Raw genomic sequence first — 15,282 nt, 5'->3', positions numbered from 1 at the left:
GAGACCGCGTCTCAAGCCCCCACACCGATTACCCCAAAGATCTCCCTAAGTATGGGTCAGGACGGTGGTCCAGGTCACGGCTCAGGTCACGGCTCAGCGGGGCAGCGCGCTCGAGCGCCAGCCGCCGGGTCCGTGCGGGAGGGTCCGGCGCACCGTGCGGTGCGGCGCCGACCACTCCGGCGTACGACGGGGCGCCGGCGCGGCCTCGGTCTGGAGCGCGGCGAAGACCGCCACGATCGCCGCGACCTCCTCCGGGGTGGCGTCCGCGTTGACGATGCGCAGGGCGGGCTTCGCGTCCTCGGCGACCATCAGAGCGGGATGTTCCCGTGCTTCTTGGCCGGCAGCGTCTCGCGCTTGGAGCGCAGCAGGCGCAGCGCGCGGACGATCTCGACGCGGGTCTCGTGGGGCGAGATGACCGCGTCGACGTAGCCGCGCTCGGCGGCGATGTAGGGGTTGGCGAGCGTGGTCTCGTACTCGTCGATCAGCTCGGCGCGCTTGGCCTCGACGTCGCCGCCGTCCTCCTCGACCTTCTTGAGGGTCTTGCGGTGCACGATGTTGGCGGCGCCCTGGGCGCCCATCACGGCGATCTGGGCGGTCGGCCAGGCGAGGTTGATGTCGGCGCCCAGGTGCTTGGAGCCCATCACGTCGTAGGCCCCGCCGTACGCCTTGCGGGTGATGATCGTGACCAGCGGGACCGTCGCCTCGGCGTACGCGTAGATGAGCTTGGCGCCGCGCCGGATGATGCCGTTCCACTCCTGGTCGGTGCCCGGCAGGAAGCCGGGCACGTCGACGAAGGTCAGCACCGGGATGTTGAAGGCGTCGCAGAACCGCACGAACCGGGCGGCCTTCTCGGAGGCGTCGATGTCGAGGGTGCCGGCGAACTGCATCGGCTGGTTGGCGACCACGCCGACCGGGTGGCCCTCGACGCGGCCGAAGCCGATGACGATGTTGGGCGCGAAGAGCTCCTGGACCTCGAGGAAGTCCTCGTCGTCGACGACGGTGGTGATGACGTCGCGCATGTCGTAGGGCTGGTTCGGCGAGTCCGGGATGATCGTGTCCAGCGCCCGGTCCAGGTCACTGAAGTCCGTGTCCGCGACCTCGTCGTACGTCGGAGCCTCGTCGAGGTTGTTCTGCGGCAGGTAGGACAGCAGCGCCTTGACGTACTCGATGGCGTCGTCCTCGTCGGAGCCCATGTAGTGGGCGTTGCCGGACTTGGTGTTGTGGGTGCGCGCGCCGCCGAGGTCCTCCATGGTGACGTCCTCGCCGGTGACGGTCTTGATGACGTCGGGGCCGGTGATGAACATGTTGGAGGTGCCGTCGACCATGATCGTGAAGTCGGTGACCGCGGGGGAGTAGACGTGCCCGCCGGCGCAGGAGCCCATGATCATGGAGATCTGCGGGATGACGCCCGAGGCGTGCACGTTGCGGCGGAAGATCTCGCCGTACAGGCCGAGCGAGACGACGCCCTCCTGGATGCGGGCGCCGGCGCCCTCGTTGATGCCGATGATCGGGCAGCCGGTCTTGATGGCGAGGTCCATCACCTTGGTGATCTTCTCGCCGTACACCTCGCCGAGCGAGCCGCCGAAGATCGTGAAGTCCTGCGAGAACACGCACACCTGGCGGCCGTCGATGGTGCCGTAGCCGGTGATCACGCCGTCGCCGTACGGGCGGTTCTTCTCGAGCCCGAACGCCGTCGAGCGGTGCCGGGCGAGCTCGTCGAGCTCCACGAACGAGCCCTCGTCGAAGAGCAGCTCGATGCGCTCGCGGGCGGTCTTGCGGCCCTTGGCGTGCTGCTTCTCGACGGCCTTCGCGGAGCCCGCGTGGACGGCCTCGTCGAGGCGTCGGTCGAGGTCGGCCAGCTTGCCCGCGGTCGTGTGGAGGTCGATGTCCGCGGGGACGTCGGTGCCTTCGCCGGGCTCTGCAGTCATCGGGGTGGACTCCTCATTGGCACGGGGTTGGGACCGTGGGCCAATCTAGTGCCCGTGACCGCCGACGCCATGAGACGCCCATCACTCGACGCCCGGCGACTGGCGTCGCTCGCTCCAGCGCTGGACGTCGAGGTGCTCGAGGAGGCGACGTCGACCAACGCCGTCGCCGCCGACCGCGCCCGGGCGGGCGCCGCCGAGGGCCACGTGGTCGTCGCGGAGCAGCAGACCGCGGGACGCGGACGCCTCGACCGCACCTGGCACACCCCGCCCCGCGCCGCGCTGCTCTTCTCGGTGGTGCTGCGTCCGACCGTGGCCGCGGCGGACTGGCCCTGGCTGCCGCTGCTCACCGGTCTCTCCGTGTCCCGAGCGCTGCAGGGCCTCGGCTACGACGCGGGCGTCAAGTGGCCCAACGACGTGCTCGTCGCCGGTGCCGACGGGGAGAGCCGCAAGCTCGTCGGCATCCTCGTCGAGCGGGTGGAGACCCCGGACGGGCCGGCCGCGGTGGTCGGCGTCGGCATCAACGTCTCGCTGACGGCCGCGGAGCTGCCGGTCCCGACCGCGACGTCGCTGGCGATCGAGAGCGGCACCGAGCCGGACCGCACCGCGGTTCTCGCCACGGTGCTCAGCACGCTCGTCGAGGCGTACGATGCGTGGCAGGCGGGGGGTGCGGAGTCGCACCGGCGCCTGGCCGCGTCGTACGCCGCCGCGTGCGTCACCGTCGGCCGCGACGTACGGGTGGAGATGCCGTCGGGGAAGCCGCTGCTCGGCCGGGCCACCGGGGTGGACCGCGGCGGCCGTCTCCTCGTCGACGGACCGGACGGCCAGACCGCCGTCGGCGCTGGTGACGTAGTCCACGTGCGCGCCGTCGATCGGTGACATGATCGCCCCGTGGCCATCTCACCGAAGCTCCTGAACGAGGGCGAGAAAGTCGTCGTCGACACGCGCACGCACGTCAAGGCACTGATCTTCCCGATCTTCATGCTGGTCCTCTTCCTGGCGATCGGGACGTTCGTCCAGGTGAAGGTCGACCAGGGCATCCTGACGAACGGCGTGTGGATCCTGGTCGCCGTCGGCGTCATCTGGTTCGTCCTCCGGCCGCTGATCATCTGGGCGACCGCGACGTACACGTTCACCGACCGCCGGCTGATCACCCGCACCGGCGTGATCGTGCGGCGCGGGCACGACATGCCGCTGGCCCGGATCAGCGACATCGCCTACGAGTTCGGCCCCATCGACCGCCTGCTCGGCTGCGGCACGCTGCTCATCTCCGACGCGAGCACGCACGGCACGATCAAGCTGCACGACATCCCGCGGGTCGAGGAGACCCAGCGCCAGCTCAACCAGATGCTCCAGCGGATCCACGACCCCGCGGCAGGACATGACGACGGAGCCTGATCGGCCCGGCCCCGACGACCTCGAGCGCGCCATCCTCGGGGAGACGCCGGAGCTCAACGCCCTGGAGGTCGCCGAGGCCACCGGGGTGACCCTCGAGGAGGCCCGCCGTCTCTGGCGCGCCCTGGGCTTCCCCGAGCACGGCCTCGAGAACGCCTACACCGACGCGGACACCGAGGCGCTGTCGACGATGATCAGCGCCGTCCGCGCGGACCTCATCGACTTCGACCTGGCGGTGAACCTGACCCGCGCGGTCGGCCAGACCATGGCCCGGCTCGCCGACTGGGAGGTCTCGACGCTGGTCTCCCGGGTGGACGACCTCGCCTCCGACCCGACGACCGACGAGGGGCGCACCGGCTCCGCCCTGCGCCTGATCGAGCAGATCAAGGACCCCTTCGAGGAGCTCCTGGTCTACGTCTGGCGCCGTCACCTCGCCGCCGCCGTCGCCCGGGTCGAGGCGCTGCGGGCCAACGAGGAGGACCTCAACACCGTCCAGCTCACGGTCGGCTTCGCCGACATCGTCAGCTTCACCGCGCTGTCCAACCGGCTCACCGAGGAGCGGATCGGCGACCTCGTCGAGATCTTCGAGTCCCGCTGCGCCGACGTCGTGACCACGCAGGGCGGCCGGGTCATCAAGAGCATCGGGGACTCGGTGCTGTTCGTGAGCGACGACCCCGTCCGCGCCTACGACATCGCCGAGGGCATCATCAACGTCGTCGGCCGCGACTCCCGGATGCCCGACATCCGGCTCGGCCTCGCCAGTGGCGCGGTCGTGATGCGGCTCGGCGACGTCTTCGGTCCGCCGGTCAACCTGGCCGCCCGGCTGACCGCGGTCGCGCGTCGCAACCGCATCATCATCGATGCGACGACGGCCGACCTGCTGCCCGAGGACGAGTTCGAGACCCGCCGGCTGCCGGCGCGACCGGTGCGCGGCTTCGGCATCGTCGAACCGCTGACCGTGCGGCGCGCCTGAGCGGGCGAGGTTTCGCGCAATTCGGACACCCCAGGATATTTCGGCATTTGCCCACCTGACACGCGTCACCTTCCTACGGTGGGCAGATGCTCGAGGTCCAGGAGATCAGGCTCGACCCCGAAGAACGCCGTACGTGGCGCGGGGGCGAGGAGATCGTGCTGTCGCGCAAGGAGTTCGACCTCGTCTATGCGCTGATGACCCGGGCCGGAGACATCGTCAGCCGTGAGGACCTGATGCGCGAGGTCTGGCACACGACGTTCTGGACGTCGTCGAAGACGATCGACGTGCACCTGGGGTGGGTGCGCCGCAAGCTCGGCGACGACAGCCGCCAGCCCCACCTGATCACCACGATCCGCGGCCGCGGGCTGCGGTTCGAGACCGAGGACCTGCGCAACGGCTCCTGAGCCCGACCTCTAGTCTGGGCGCGTGCCTGCGCCGGACCCCACCCACGCGCCCACCCTCGCCGTGATCGGCGGCGGCCAGCTGGCCCGGATGATGGCGGAGCCGGCCGCGGCGCTCGGACTGCCGCTCCGGCTGCTCGCCGAGGCCGAGGGCGTCTCCGCCGCGCAGGTGATCCCCGACCACCGGGTCGGCGACTACCGCGACCTCGAGACGCTGCGCGCGGTCACCGCCGGCTGCCCCGTCGTCACCTTCGACCACGAGCACGTCCCGACCGAGCACCTGCACGCCCTCGAGGCGGACGGCGTCGCCGTACGCCCCGGGCCGGAGGCGCTCGTGCACGCCCAGGACAAGGGCGTGATGCGCGAGCGGCTCGCCGAGCTCGGCGTCCCGTGCCCGCGCAACGCGATCGTCTCCTCGGTCGCCGAGGTCGAGGCGTTCGGCTTCCCGTGCGTGCTCAAGACGACGCGTGGCGGGTACGACGGCAAGGGCGTGTGGTTCGTCCGCTCGGCTGCCGCCCTGTCACAGGTGGCAGCCGACGCCTTCGCCGCAGCGGAGACCGCGGGGGTGCGGATCCTCGCCGAGGAGCTGGTCGACTTCCGCCGCGAGCTGTCGGCGCTGGTCGCCCGCTCGCCGAGCGGGCAGGCGGCGTCGTACCCCGTCGTCGCCTCGACCCAGCAGGACGGCATCTGCCACGAGGTCGTCGCGCCGGCGCCGGACCTCGACCCCGCCCTGGCCGGGCAGGCGCAGGAGATCGCGCTGCGCATCGCCGGCGCCCTCGACGTCACCGGCATCCTCGCGGTCGAGCTCTTCGAGACCAACGACGGCCGGATCCTCGTCAACGAGCTGGCCATGCGGCCCCACAACACCGGGCACTGGACCCAGGACGGGGCGGTGACGTCGCAGTTCGAGAACCACCTGCGCGCCGTGCTCGACCTGCCGCTCGGCTCGCCCGCGCCGCGGGCACGCTGGACGGTGATGGTCAACATCCTCGGCGGCCCGGACAGCACCGTCGGCCGCCTCTACGACGGCTACCCGCACGCGCTGGCGCGGGACCCGCACCTGCGGGTGCACCTCTACGGCAAGGACCTCCGTCCGGGACGCAAGGTCGGGCACGTCAACGCGTACGGCGACGACCTCGACGAGTGTCTCGAGCGGGCCCGGCACGCGGCCGCGTGGTTCCGGGGCGACCTGGGGAACGAGAGTGAGTGAGATGGCATCCGTCGGCATCGTGATGGGCTCCGACTCGGACTGGCCGGTGATGAAGGCGGCCTCCGAGGCGCTGGCCGAGTTCGACATCGCCTTCGAGGCGGACGTCGTCTCCGCGCACCGGATGCCGGAGGAGATGCTCGAGTACGGCCGCTCCGCCGCCTCGCGCGGGCTGTCGGTGATCATCGCCGGCGCCGGCGGCGCCGCCCACCTGCCCGGCATGCTCGCGTCGGTGACGCCGCTGCCCGTGATCGGCGTACCGGTGCCGCTGAAGTACCTCGACGGCATGGACTCCCTGCTCTCCATCGTGCAGATGCCCGCCGGTGTCCCCGTCGCCACCGTCGCCGTCGGCGGCGCCCGCAACGCCGGTCTCCTCGCCGTCCGCATCCTCGCCGCGAGCTCGCCCGAGCTGCAGGAGAAGATGCTGGCGTTCCAGGCCGAGCTCAAGACGTCGGCCCAGGAGAAGGGCGCGGTCGTGCGCAACGACGCCGGTCCGCGGAAGGTCGGCTTCTAAGGCCCTCTGTCGGTTGCCTGCGGGTTCGCTTCCCAGCACCCGGTGGTTGAGGAAGGCGCGCTAGCGCCTGTCTCGAAACCCCGGAGCCGAGCAGGGGCGATCTGCGCGGCTCGCGGGTCCGCTCGGGTTGGCCGCCGACAGGCTGGCTACGCCGGGTGAGGTCGGCGGTGGGTTGCGCTCGCCTCCCGGGCTGCGGGTCCGCCCGAAAATAGTTCGAATCAATCCCGAGGCCTATCGAACATTCGTTCGAATCGTGGTAGGATCGAGCATGGCTCGACGCACCCCCACCCAGGACCCGCAGCTGCGGGATCTACTGGAGCGTGCGACCGAGCAGACCCAGGTCGCGCGGATGGCCGAGGCCTCCCGGTTCGAGCTCGCCGCCACCTGGGCCGAAGCCCACCCCGCACCGGTCGAGGACGCCGTGGTCGACGAGCTCGGCGACCTGGTCATGTTCGGCGACCAGCCGATCACCCTGGCCGGCGAAGGTGCACCGGGGATGAGCGAGTTCGCGGTCGCGGAGTTCGCCGCCGCCGTCGGCATGTCTGCCTACCAGGGCCGCAACTTCCTCGGCGCCGCCCTCGAGACCAAGTACCGGCTCCCCAACATCTGGTCCCGGACCATGGCCGGTGAGATCCCCGTGTGGAAGGTCCGTCGAGTCACCGACCGCACCCACCGCCTCAACCACGTCGCCGCCGCCCACGTCGACCACCAGTTGGCCCCCGTGCTCGCGACCTGCTCGTGGGCCAAGGTCGAGGCAGAGGTCGAGACCGCCGCCGCCGTGGCCGACCCCGAGCACGCCGAAGGCGAACGCCTCGACTGCTCCGCCCAGGCACACCTCGACATCGCGTTGACCGACGNGGTCGAGACCGCCGCCGCCGTGGCCGACCCCGAGCACGCCGAAGGCGAACGCCTCGACTGCTCCGCCCAGGCACACCTCGACATCGCGTTGACCGACGCCCACCTCAACCGGGGCCTCGTCCCCATCACCGGGCTCCTCGAGTACACCGACGCCCTCGCCCTCGACGCACAGATCAAAGCCGGCGCCCACGCCCTCCTGACCGAGCACCCCGAGCTGGACCTCGACACCCGCCGCGCGATGGCCGCCGGACACCTNCGCCCTCGACGCACAGATCAAAGCCGGCGCCCACGCCCTCCTGACCGAGCACCCCGAGCTGGACCTCGACACCCGCCGCGCGATGGCCGCCGGACACCTCGGCGGCGATGCCGCTGCGCCGCGCGAGGTCGTCATCTACGCCCACCACCAGCCCGACGAGCCCCACGGCATCGTCACCGTGGAGGGCGGCCACGTCCCGTACGCCACCATCGACCAACTGGTCGAGTGGTGCACGGCCCAGGGCACCCGGGTGTCGATCCGGCCCGTCCTGGACCTCTCCGAAGAGATCAGCACCGACGCCTACGCGCCGACTGCCCGGCAGCGGGAGCAGGCGATCCTGCTGACCCCGAGGTGNCACTGCAGCAAGGACGCCCGGGGCTGCGACCTCGACCACATCACCCCCTACGCGAGCGGCGGGAAGACCACGTCGTGGAACCTCGCCCCGTTGTGCCGGTTCCACCACCGCGTCAAGACCTTCAGCACCTGGACCTACCAGCGCACCTCCCGCACCAGCTTCGTCTGGACCTCCCCCAAGGGCCGGGTCCACCCCGTCGACCTCACCGACGAACACCGACGACGAACCCGCTGACCCCCACCCCGCCGACACCGCTGGCGGGGCCATTCTCATGCCACCCGGGCCACCACGGTCGACCCGAGCGGACTCGCAGCCCACCAGGCGCTGGAAATCGCCCCCGCAACCACCGACCACGGTGACCACGTATCCCGGTAGTCGCGTCAACAGCAGCAACCACCACGAACCGCGGCGCCGAGAACAGCCGGGAAGATCTGGTGCACCGGGTAGATCAGATGTTCCCGGGTGATCGCCCGGTCGACGCCGCGACCGGGGGCGCGTCGCGGAGGGCGCCCTTGACGGCCGCGGCGCCGATCCGCACCGTTGTCCCATGCTGACGGCGAGCTGTGTGCGCTGCCCGGCTCCGGTGGCGGAGGCGACGGACGGCAGCTGGTCGTGCCCCGACCACGGCGCGACGAGCCCGCTGTGGCGTGCCGAGGAGGCGTCGTACGACGGGTTCGCGGAGCACCTGCGCACGGCGGACGGCTTCCCGACGTACGTGCCCTGGCCGCTGAGCCCGGGGTGGACGCTGACCGACTTCGCCGCCGTGGCGCCGGCGCCGGGGGAGGCGACCGCCGTCCTGACCTGTGCCTCGGGCACGAGCGAGCTCGACGGCCCCGTCGACGTGCTGGTGGTGGCCGAGGAGGCCGGCACCGGGCTGGGGGCGCGGTGTGCGGGAACGCGCTACACCGACCCCGGCTCCGAGATCGGCGAGCGTCCGCCCTCGGCGCGGGTGCGGATCGGCAGTCAGTCGGTGAACCTCTGGGACATCTCGACCAGCAGCTCGGACGGCGAGTGGGACCGGTCGGTGCTGGCGGGCGAGGCCGCCGGACGGTGGCTGTGGATCGTGATGCGACCGGCCTCCGCGCTGCTGCTGTTCCGGGACGACTGGATCCTGCGTGACGTCTCCGCGGCGGGCCCGCAGCTGGTCGAGCTGCCGTTCGGGGGACACCGGCCGGGCTGGTGACGACCGGCACACCCTAGGGTTGAGGCGTGCGCATCGACCTGCACACGCACTCCCGTGCCAGCGACGGGACCGACACCCCGGCCGAGCTGGTGCGTGCGGCGGCGCGGGCCGGGCTGGACGTCGTGGCGATCACCGACCACGACACTGCCGACGGGTGGGCCGAGGCGTCGGTGGCGGCCGAGGACGCCGGGGTCACGCTGGTGCCGGGCATGGAGATCAGCACCGGCCACCACGGCCGCAGCGTGCACCTGCTCGCCTACCTCCCCGACCCCACGAGCCCCGCCCTGGCCGACGAGCTCGCCCGCGTGCTGACCGGCCGCGAGTCGCGGGTCCCCGACATGGTGCAGCGGCTGCGCGGCCTCGGCATCGAGATCACCGCCGACGACGTACGCGCGGCCGCCCACGGTGCCGCGGCCACCGGGCGACCCCACATCGCCGACGCCCTCGTCACCCTGGGGGTCGTCGGCGACCGCACCGAGGCCTTCGACCGCTACCTCGGAGCGGGCAAGGTCGCGTTCGTGAACCGGTACGCCGCTCCGCTGGAGACGACGATCCGTGCCGTGACCGAGGCCGGCGGGGTGTCGGTGATCGCGCACCCGTGGGGGAGGGGCGGCCTCGGCCGGCCCGACGAGGCCACGCTGGCGCGCCTGCGCGACGTCGGGCTCGCCGGCATCGAGGTCGACCACCAGGACCACGACGCCCCGACCCGCGAGCGCCTGCGCGCGATGGCGCGCGACCTGGGCCTGGTGGCGACCGGGTCCAGCGACTACCACGGCGTCGGCAAGATCGACCACGACCTGGGCTGCAACACCACCGACCCGGAGGAGTACGAGCGGCTGATGGCGATGGCGGCCGAGGCGGCCGCGCTCAGCAGCCGTCGGACCCCGACTACTTCCGGCCCAGCTACTTCCGGCCCAGCTACTTCCGGCCCAGGGACTGGAAGCGCTTGAGCAGCGGGGTGGGGACCATCCGCGCCGCGCGCGTGATCACCTTGTACTGAGCCCCGGGGATCGAGAACACCTTGCCCTTGGCGTGGTCGGCGAGCGCGTCGGCCACCAGCTCGTCGGCGTCGAGCCACAGGAAGTCGGGTGCCGAGCCGCGCGAGACGTCCATCCGCTCGTGGAACTCGGTCTTGGTGAACCCGGGGCACAGGCACGTGATCGTCACGCCCTGGTCGCGGTACTCGTACGCCGCCCACTCCGAGAAGGAGTTCACCCACGCCTTCGCGGCGCTGTAGCTGCCGCGGGGCAGGAACGACGCCACGCTCGAGACGTTGATGATGCCGCCCTGGCCGCGCTCGGTCATCGGCCCGAGCGCCGCGTGGCTGAGCCGCATCACCGCGGTGACCAGCACCTCGAGCATCGCCTGCTCGGCATCGACGGAGTTGTCGAGGAAGCGCTGCTTCAGCCCGAAGCCCGCGTTGTTGACCAGCAGGTCGACCGGGCGGTCCCGGTCGGCGAGCCGGGCCTCGACCGCAGCGAGCTCCTCGCGGTCCACGAGGTCGGCCGGCAGCACCTCGACGCCGACGCCGCACGACGCGGTCAGCTCGGCCGCCTCGGCCTCGAGCCGGGCCCGGTCGCGGGCGACCAGCACGAGGTCGTAGCCCTGGGCGGCGAGCTGGTGGGCGAAGGACCGGCCGATCCCTGCCGTGGGTCCGGTCACGAGAGCAGTCTTCGACATGTGCCCGAGTAAATCAGGTGTCAGCCCAAGCAGGTGCCTGCGGGATCTGCGCGCACCGGTCCGGCATGATGGTCACCGATGACCACCACGCTCGCGATCGCCAACCAGAAGGGCGGCGTCGCCAAGACCACGACCGTCGCCTCGGTCGGCGCCGCACTGGCCGAGCTCGGGTACTCCGTGCTGCTGGTCGACCTCGATGCGCAGGCGTGCCTGACCTTCTCCCTGGGCATCGATCCCGAGGACCTCGAGCTGTCCGTGCACCACGTGCTCACCAAGGGCGTCGACCCGAGCGAGGTCATCATCGCCACCGACGACGGTGTCGACCTGCTCCCGGCGACGATCGAGCTGGCGCGCGCGGAGGCCGAGCTGCTGACCCGCACCGGCCGTGAGCACGTCGTGAAGTCGATGGTCGAGACCCTGGCCGAGGACGGCACCGAGTACGACTGGGTGCTGCTCGACTGTCCGCCGTCGCTCGGCGTGATGACGGTCGCCGCGCTCACCGCCGCCGACGGCGTGCTGATCCCGCTCCAGTGCGAGACGCTGTCGCACCGCGGCGTCGGCCAGCTGCTCGACACCGTCCACGACGTACGCCGCTTCACCAACCGCAAGCTCGAGGTCTGGGGCGTGCTGCCGACGTTGTACGACGGGCGCACCAACCACGCGCGCACCGTGCTCGAGACGATCTCGGACACCTACGACCTCGACGTGATCGAGCCGCCGATCCCGAAGACGATCAAGTTCGCCGAGGCGCCCGCCGCCGGCCGCTCGATCCTCGCCACGAACCGCAGCAGCAAGGGCGCCCGTGCCTACCGGGAGGCGACGGAGGCCCTGGTCGCCCGCGCCAAGCGCCCGAAGGTCAAGAAGAAGAAGACGGGACGAGTGTCGTGACCGAGCTCCGCGGCGCCCACCGCGCAACGCCGATCCGGCCCCGCTACGGCCGGCTCAGTGCGCTGGGCGTCTCGCTCGCGGTCACGGCGATCGCGGTGCTCGGCTCGTTCGGCGCGCTGCCGTTCTCCGGCGACGACGCCCAGGCGCAGCAGCAGCCGCACGCCAACCAGGCCGCCGCCGACGTCGGCGCCGCGGCGAAGCCGTCGACCTCGACCTCGACCCCGACCCCGACCTCGCCGACGCCGTCAGGCTCGACCGCGTCCGCGGACAGCACCGAGTCGGCGAGCGACCCCGCCCTCGACACCGCGCTCCCGGCCGACTCGGGGACCGGCAAGCGGGTCGTCTTCAGCCAGAGCCGGCAGCGGGTGTGGCTGGTCGACGCCGACACCGGCGTACGCCGTACCTACCTGGTCTCGGGCAGCCTGCTCGACAACCTCGAGCCCGGCAGCTACGAGGTCTACAGCAAGTCCCGGTGGGCGGTCGGCGTCGACGACTCCGGGGTGATGGAGTACTTCGTGCGCTTCACGAAGGGGCCGAGCGGGGCCGCGATCGGCTTCCACACGATCCCGACCAAGGACGGCACGCCGCTGCAGACCAAGGCGCAGCTCGGCACCCCGCGGTCGCACGGCTGCATCCGGCAGAAGACCCCCGACGCGATCGCGCTGTGGAACTTCGCGCCGGTCGGGGGCTCCGTCGTCGTGACCGCCTAGCGGATCACTCCGCGGCGGGAGCCTGGTCGCCGCCACCCGAGCCGCCGGAGCGGCGCCGACGGTTGCGGTTGCGGTTGCGGCTCGCACCAGCGGGAGCGTCGCCGCCCTCGGTGCTCGCGGCCGCGGCCGCGGCCGGCGCGTCGGTGGTGGCTGCCTCGCCGGAGCGGGTCCGGGTCCGGCTGCGGTTGCGGTTGCGCGCGGGACGGTCGCCGGAGCGCTCGCCCCGGTTGCCGCCGCGGTCGCCGCCCCGGTCCTCGCGCGGCTTGCGCTCCACGGGCGCCGGGTCGACGATGCGGCCCTTGGTGCCGGGCGGGATGCCCTGGTCGTGGAAGAGGTGCTCGGACGTGGAGTAGGTCTCCTGCGGCTCGTCGAACGGCAGGTCCAGCGTCTTGTTGATCATCTTCCAGCGGTGCAGGTCCGCCCAGTCGACGAACGTGATCGCGATGCCGGAGGCGCCGGCGCGGCCGGTGCGGCCGATCCGGTGGACGTAGGTCTTGTCGTCCTCGGGGCAGGTGTAGTTGATGACGTGGGACACGCCGCGCACGTCGATGCCGCGAGCGGCGACGTCGGTCGCCACGAGCACCCGGATCTTGTCCTCGCGGAACTTCGTCAGCGCCTTCTCGCGCGCCACCTGGGCCATGTCGCCGTGCAGGGGGCTGGCGCTGAAGCCGCGCTCGACGAGGTCGTCGGCCACCCGCTGCGACTGCCGCTTGGTGCGGGTGAAGACGATGATCTTCTCGGCGTCCTCGGCCTGCAAGATGCGGCCGATGATCTCCGGCTTGTCGAGGTCGTGGGCCTGGTAGATGAACTGGGCGGTCGCCGGCACCATCGAGGTGTCGTACGACGACTCGGCGCGGATGTTCATCGGGTGCCGCATGTGCATGCGGGCGAGCGAGACGATCGCCGACGGCATGGTGGCCGAGAACAGCATCGTCTGGCGGGTCTCGGGGGTCATCCGCAGGATCCGCTCGACGTCGGGCAGGAAGCCCAGGTCCAGCATCTCGTCGGCCTCGTCGAGCACGAGCGCGTGCACGTGCGAGAGGTCGAGGGCGCGGCGGTTCGCGAGGTCGATCAGGCGTCCGGGGGTGCCGACGACGATGTCGACGCCGGACTCGAGCACGTCGAGCTGGGTGTCGTAGCCGACCCCGCCGTACACGGTGAGGACCCGCAGGCCGGTGTCGGCGCTGGCGATGGAGAGGTCGCTGGAGACCTGGAGCGCGAGCTCGCGGGTCGGGGCGACGATCAGCGCCTGCGGCTTGCCCTGGGGCATGTCGGCGTACGCCGGGTCGGTCGGGGAGACGCTGCGCTGCAGCACGGGGATGCCGAACGCGAGGGTCTTGCCGGTGCCGGTGCGGGCCTGGCCGATCAGGTCGGTGCCCATCAGGGCGACGGAGAGGGTCATCTCCTGGATGGCGAACGGGGTCGTGATGCCGTGGCGGTCGAGCGCATCGCAAATCTCGGGGAGCACCCCGAGCTCTCGGAACGTGGTCAGTGTCTTCTGCTTTCGTGAGTCAGCCGGGTATCAACCGAGTGAATGTCGGGTGCGGCGGACTCCGTCACAGACGACGGGCAGGTCTGCCGCGCACATGCGGGAGGTCGCGGCCGAACGAACAGCTGAGCGACCTCGGTCACGTCCACTGTATCTGTAGGGTGCGCACGTGCCCCCATCGACGCCGGACGACACCCCGGTCGCGTTCCAGGACCCGCAGTACCGCGAGGCCGTCATCGACCTGCTCGCCGCGATCGCGTACGGCGAGATCTCGGCCTTCGAGCGCCTCGCGGAGGACGCCAAGCTGGCGCCGACGCTGGAGGACAAGGTCGCGATCGCCTCGATGGCGTCGGCGGAGTTCGGCCACGTCGCGCGGCTGCGCGAGCGGCTCGCCGAGCTGGGCGCCGACCCGTTCCAGGCGATGGCGCCGTTCCGCAGGCCGATCGACAAGTTCCACGAGCACACCGCGCCCGCCGACTGGTACGAGGGCCTGATCAAGGCGTACGTCGGCGACGGGATGGCCAACGACTTCTACCGCGAGATCGCGGCCTACCTCGACGCCGACACCCGCGACCTGATCGTGGCCTCGCTCGAGGACACCGGTCACTCGGAGTTCGTCGTCGGCCGGGTGCGCGCCGCGATCGCCGCGGACCCGCGGCTCGGCGGCCGGCTGGCGCTGTGGGGCCGCCGGCTGATGGGCGAGGCGCTCACCCAGGCGCAGCGGGTCGCCGCCGACCGCGATGCGTTGACCGCGCTGCTGGCCGGAGGCATCGACCGGCCCGGTCTCGACCTGGCCGCGCTCGGCCGGATGTTCGCCCGGATCACCGAGCGGCACGCCGAGCGGATGGCCGAGCTCGGCCTCGACAGCTAGCGGGACACGCGTCCCCGACGCCCCGTGAGCGTCGCTGCGATCGTCACCAGCACCGCAGCGGCGACGACCTGCCAGCCGTGGCGCCACCAGTCGACCCCGAGGGTCTGCGGGTTGAAGAACAGGCCGTAGAGGTAGTCGCCGACGAGGCAGCCGCCGATGCCGCACAGGATCGTCAGCCACAGCGGCACGTCGTCGCGGTCGCCCGGCGCGACCAGCTTGCCGAGCAGGCCGATCACGGTGCCGCCGATCACGGCCCACAGCAGGGCGGAGATCATCCCTGGATCATGCTCCTGGTCGTGGTCGGAGCGCTACGAGCGGAAGCCGACCTGGCCCGCGACGCCGTGACCCAGCTCGACGTACGCCAGCTTGGCGACGGGGACGATCAGGCGCCGACCCTTGGCGTCCTTGAGGTTGAGCACGCCGTCGCCGGAGACGGCGTCGGCGACGAGCTTCTCGACGGCCTCGGCGGTCTCGTCGACCTCGATCGTCAGCTCACGGGCGGCGTTCTGGACGCCGATCTTGACCTCCACGAGGTCCTCCTTCATCGATCCTGCTCGGGGGTGGTGCGGGGTGCTGC

18 protein-coding genes are annotated in these 15,282 nt (G+C 71.7%); 12 read left to right on the top strand and 6 right to left on the bottom strand.

Features of this window, described 5'->3' with window-relative positions:
* Positions 1 to 93: 93 nt before the first annotated feature.
* Together ASC77_RS22635 and ASC77_RS22630 are read right to left on the bottom strand one after the other, a co-directional pair.
* Positions 94 to 309 (bottom strand): acyl-CoA carboxylase epsilon subunit, encoded by a 216-nt coding sequence (locus ASC77_RS22635; RefSeq protein ID WP_056158366.1) that lies wholly within the window; start codon positions 307 to 309, stop codon positions 94 to 96.
* Positions 309 to 1,928 carry an acyl-CoA carboxylase subunit beta gene (locus ASC77_RS22630; RefSeq protein WP_056158365.1) on the bottom strand — a complete coding sequence of 540 codons (1,620 nt, stop codon included), beginning with the start codon at positions 1,926 to 1,928 and terminating at the stop codon, positions 309 to 311. The genes ASC77_RS22635 and ASC77_RS22630 overlap by 1 nt, the downstream gene beginning before the upstream one ends.
* A 69-nt stretch (positions 1,929 to 1,997) precedes the next feature.
* Between ASC77_RS22630 and ASC77_RS22625 the strand changes: the two genes are divergently transcribed.
* The 9 genes from ASC77_RS22625 (at position 1,998) to ASC77_RS22580 (ending at position 10,017) form a co-directional block, all read left to right on the top strand.
* Complete coding sequence (locus ASC77_RS22625; RefSeq protein WP_056158640.1) at positions 1,998 to 2,804, top strand: biotin--[acetyl-CoA-carboxylase] ligase; 807 nt, start codon at positions 1,998 to 2,000, stop codon at positions 2,802 to 2,804.
* 12 nt (positions 2,805 to 2,816) lie between these two features.
* A complete protein-coding gene (locus ASC77_RS22620; RefSeq protein ID WP_056158362.1) occupies positions 2,817 to 3,323 on the top strand; it encodes a PH domain-containing protein in 507 nt (168 codons plus the stop codon).
* Positions 3,307 to 4,293, top strand: coding sequence for an adenylate/guanylate cyclase domain-containing protein (locus ASC77_RS22615; RefSeq protein WP_082575222.1), 987 nt, complete (start codon positions 3,307 to 3,309; stop codon positions 4,291 to 4,293). Before ASC77_RS22620 ends, ASC77_RS22615 begins: the two co-directional genes overlap by 17 nt.
* A gap of 86 nt (positions 4,294 to 4,379) precedes the next feature.
* A complete protein-coding gene (locus ASC77_RS22610; RefSeq protein WP_056158359.1) occupies positions 4,380 to 4,697 on the top strand; it encodes a winged helix-turn-helix domain-containing protein in 318 nt (105 codons plus the stop codon).
* Positions 4,698 to 4,785: 88 nt separating this feature from the next.
* Positions 4,786 to 5,904, top strand: coding sequence for a 5-(carboxyamino)imidazole ribonucleotide synthase (locus ASC77_RS22605; RefSeq protein ID WP_056158634.1), 1,119 nt, complete (start codon positions 4,786 to 4,788; stop codon positions 5,902 to 5,904).
* A 1-nt stretch (position 5,905) separates the two neighbouring features.
* Positions 5,906 to 6,415, top strand: a complete 510-nt coding sequence (gene purE, locus ASC77_RS22600) for a 5-(carboxyamino)imidazole ribonucleotide mutase (protein ID WP_056158358.1) — start codon at positions 5,906 to 5,908, stop codon at positions 6,413 to 6,415.
* A 1,469-nt stretch (positions 6,416 to 7,884) separates the two neighbouring features.
* Positions 7,885 to 8,118: HNH endonuclease signature motif containing protein (locus ASC77_RS22590; protein WP_235565259.1), on the top strand; the 234-nt coding region annotated here is incomplete at its 5' end.
* 313 nt (positions 8,119 to 8,431) lie between these two features.
* On the top strand, positions 8,432 to 9,067 hold the full coding sequence (locus ASC77_RS22585) for a DUF6758 family protein (RefSeq protein WP_082575220.1): 636 nt from the start codon (positions 8,432 to 8,434) through the stop codon (positions 9,065 to 9,067).
* 26 nt (positions 9,068 to 9,093) lie between these two features.
* The gene (locus tag ASC77_RS22580; protein WP_056158348.1) at positions 9,094 to 10,017 is read left to right on the top strand and encodes a PHP domain-containing protein; all 924 of its coding nucleotides are present in this window, start codon (positions 9,094 to 9,096) and stop codon (positions 10,015 to 10,017) included.
* Here the strand turns inward: ASC77_RS22580 and ASC77_RS22575 are convergent.
* Positions 9,986 to 10,729: an SDR family NAD(P)-dependent oxidoreductase gene (locus ASC77_RS22575; RefSeq protein WP_235547726.1), complete on the bottom strand. Its 744-nt coding sequence runs from the start codon at positions 10,727 to 10,729 to the stop codon at positions 9,986 to 9,988. The two genes, ASC77_RS22580 and ASC77_RS22575, sit on opposite strands and share 32 nt — an antisense overlap.
* 96 nt (positions 10,730 to 10,825) lie before the next feature.
* Between ASC77_RS22575 and ASC77_RS22570 the strand changes: the two genes are divergently transcribed.
* Entirely contained in the window at positions 10,826 to 11,635 is an 810-nt protein-coding gene (locus tag ASC77_RS22570; RefSeq protein ID WP_056158343.1) for a ParA family protein, read from the top strand.
* A complete protein-coding gene (locus ASC77_RS22565) occupies positions 11,632 to 12,345 on the top strand; it encodes a L,D-transpeptidase (protein ID WP_056158340.1) in 714 nt (237 codons plus the stop codon). The genes ASC77_RS22570 and ASC77_RS22565 overlap by 4 nt, the downstream gene beginning before the upstream one ends.
* 4 nt (positions 12,346 to 12,349) lie before the next feature.
* Here the strand turns inward: ASC77_RS22565 and ASC77_RS22560 are convergent, their stop codons facing one another.
* Positions 12,350 to 13,813 (bottom strand): DEAD/DEAH box helicase, encoded by a 1,464-nt coding sequence (locus ASC77_RS22560; RefSeq protein ID WP_056158336.1) that lies wholly within the window; start codon positions 13,811 to 13,813, stop codon positions 12,350 to 12,352.
* A 190-nt stretch (positions 13,814 to 14,003) separates the two neighbouring features.
* Here ASC77_RS22560 and ASC77_RS22555 point away from each other — a divergent pair, with 190 nt between their 5' ends.
* On the top strand, positions 14,004 to 14,705 hold the full coding sequence (locus ASC77_RS22555) for a ferritin-like fold-containing protein (RefSeq protein WP_056158334.1): 702 nt from the start codon (positions 14,004 to 14,006) through the stop codon (positions 14,703 to 14,705).
* Here ASC77_RS22555 and ASC77_RS22550 read toward each other — a convergent pair.
* Both ASC77_RS22550 and ASC77_RS22545 read right to left on the bottom strand, forming a co-directional pair.
* Positions 14,702 to 14,980: a GlsB/YeaQ/YmgE family stress response membrane protein gene (locus ASC77_RS22550; RefSeq protein WP_056158331.1), complete on the bottom strand. Its 279-nt coding sequence runs from the start codon at positions 14,978 to 14,980 to the stop codon at positions 14,702 to 14,704. The genes ASC77_RS22555 and ASC77_RS22550 overlap by 4 nt on opposite strands.
* Before the next feature lie 33 nt (positions 14,981 to 15,013).
* A complete protein-coding gene (locus tag ASC77_RS22545) occupies positions 15,014 to 15,250 on the bottom strand; it encodes a DUF3107 domain-containing protein (protein WP_414813206.1) in 237 nt (78 codons plus the stop codon).
* Positions 15,251 to 15,282: the final 32 nt, after the last annotated feature.

Origin of the sequence: Nocardioides sp. Root1257, assembly GCF_001425175.1 — a bacterium.
Classification (GTDB): domain Bacteria; phylum Actinomycetota; class Actinomycetes; order Propionibacteriales; family Nocardioidaceae; genus Nocardioides.
The sequence above is the reverse complement of the archived record's forward strand: the minus strand, read 5'-3'. Positions and strand labels throughout refer to the sequence as shown.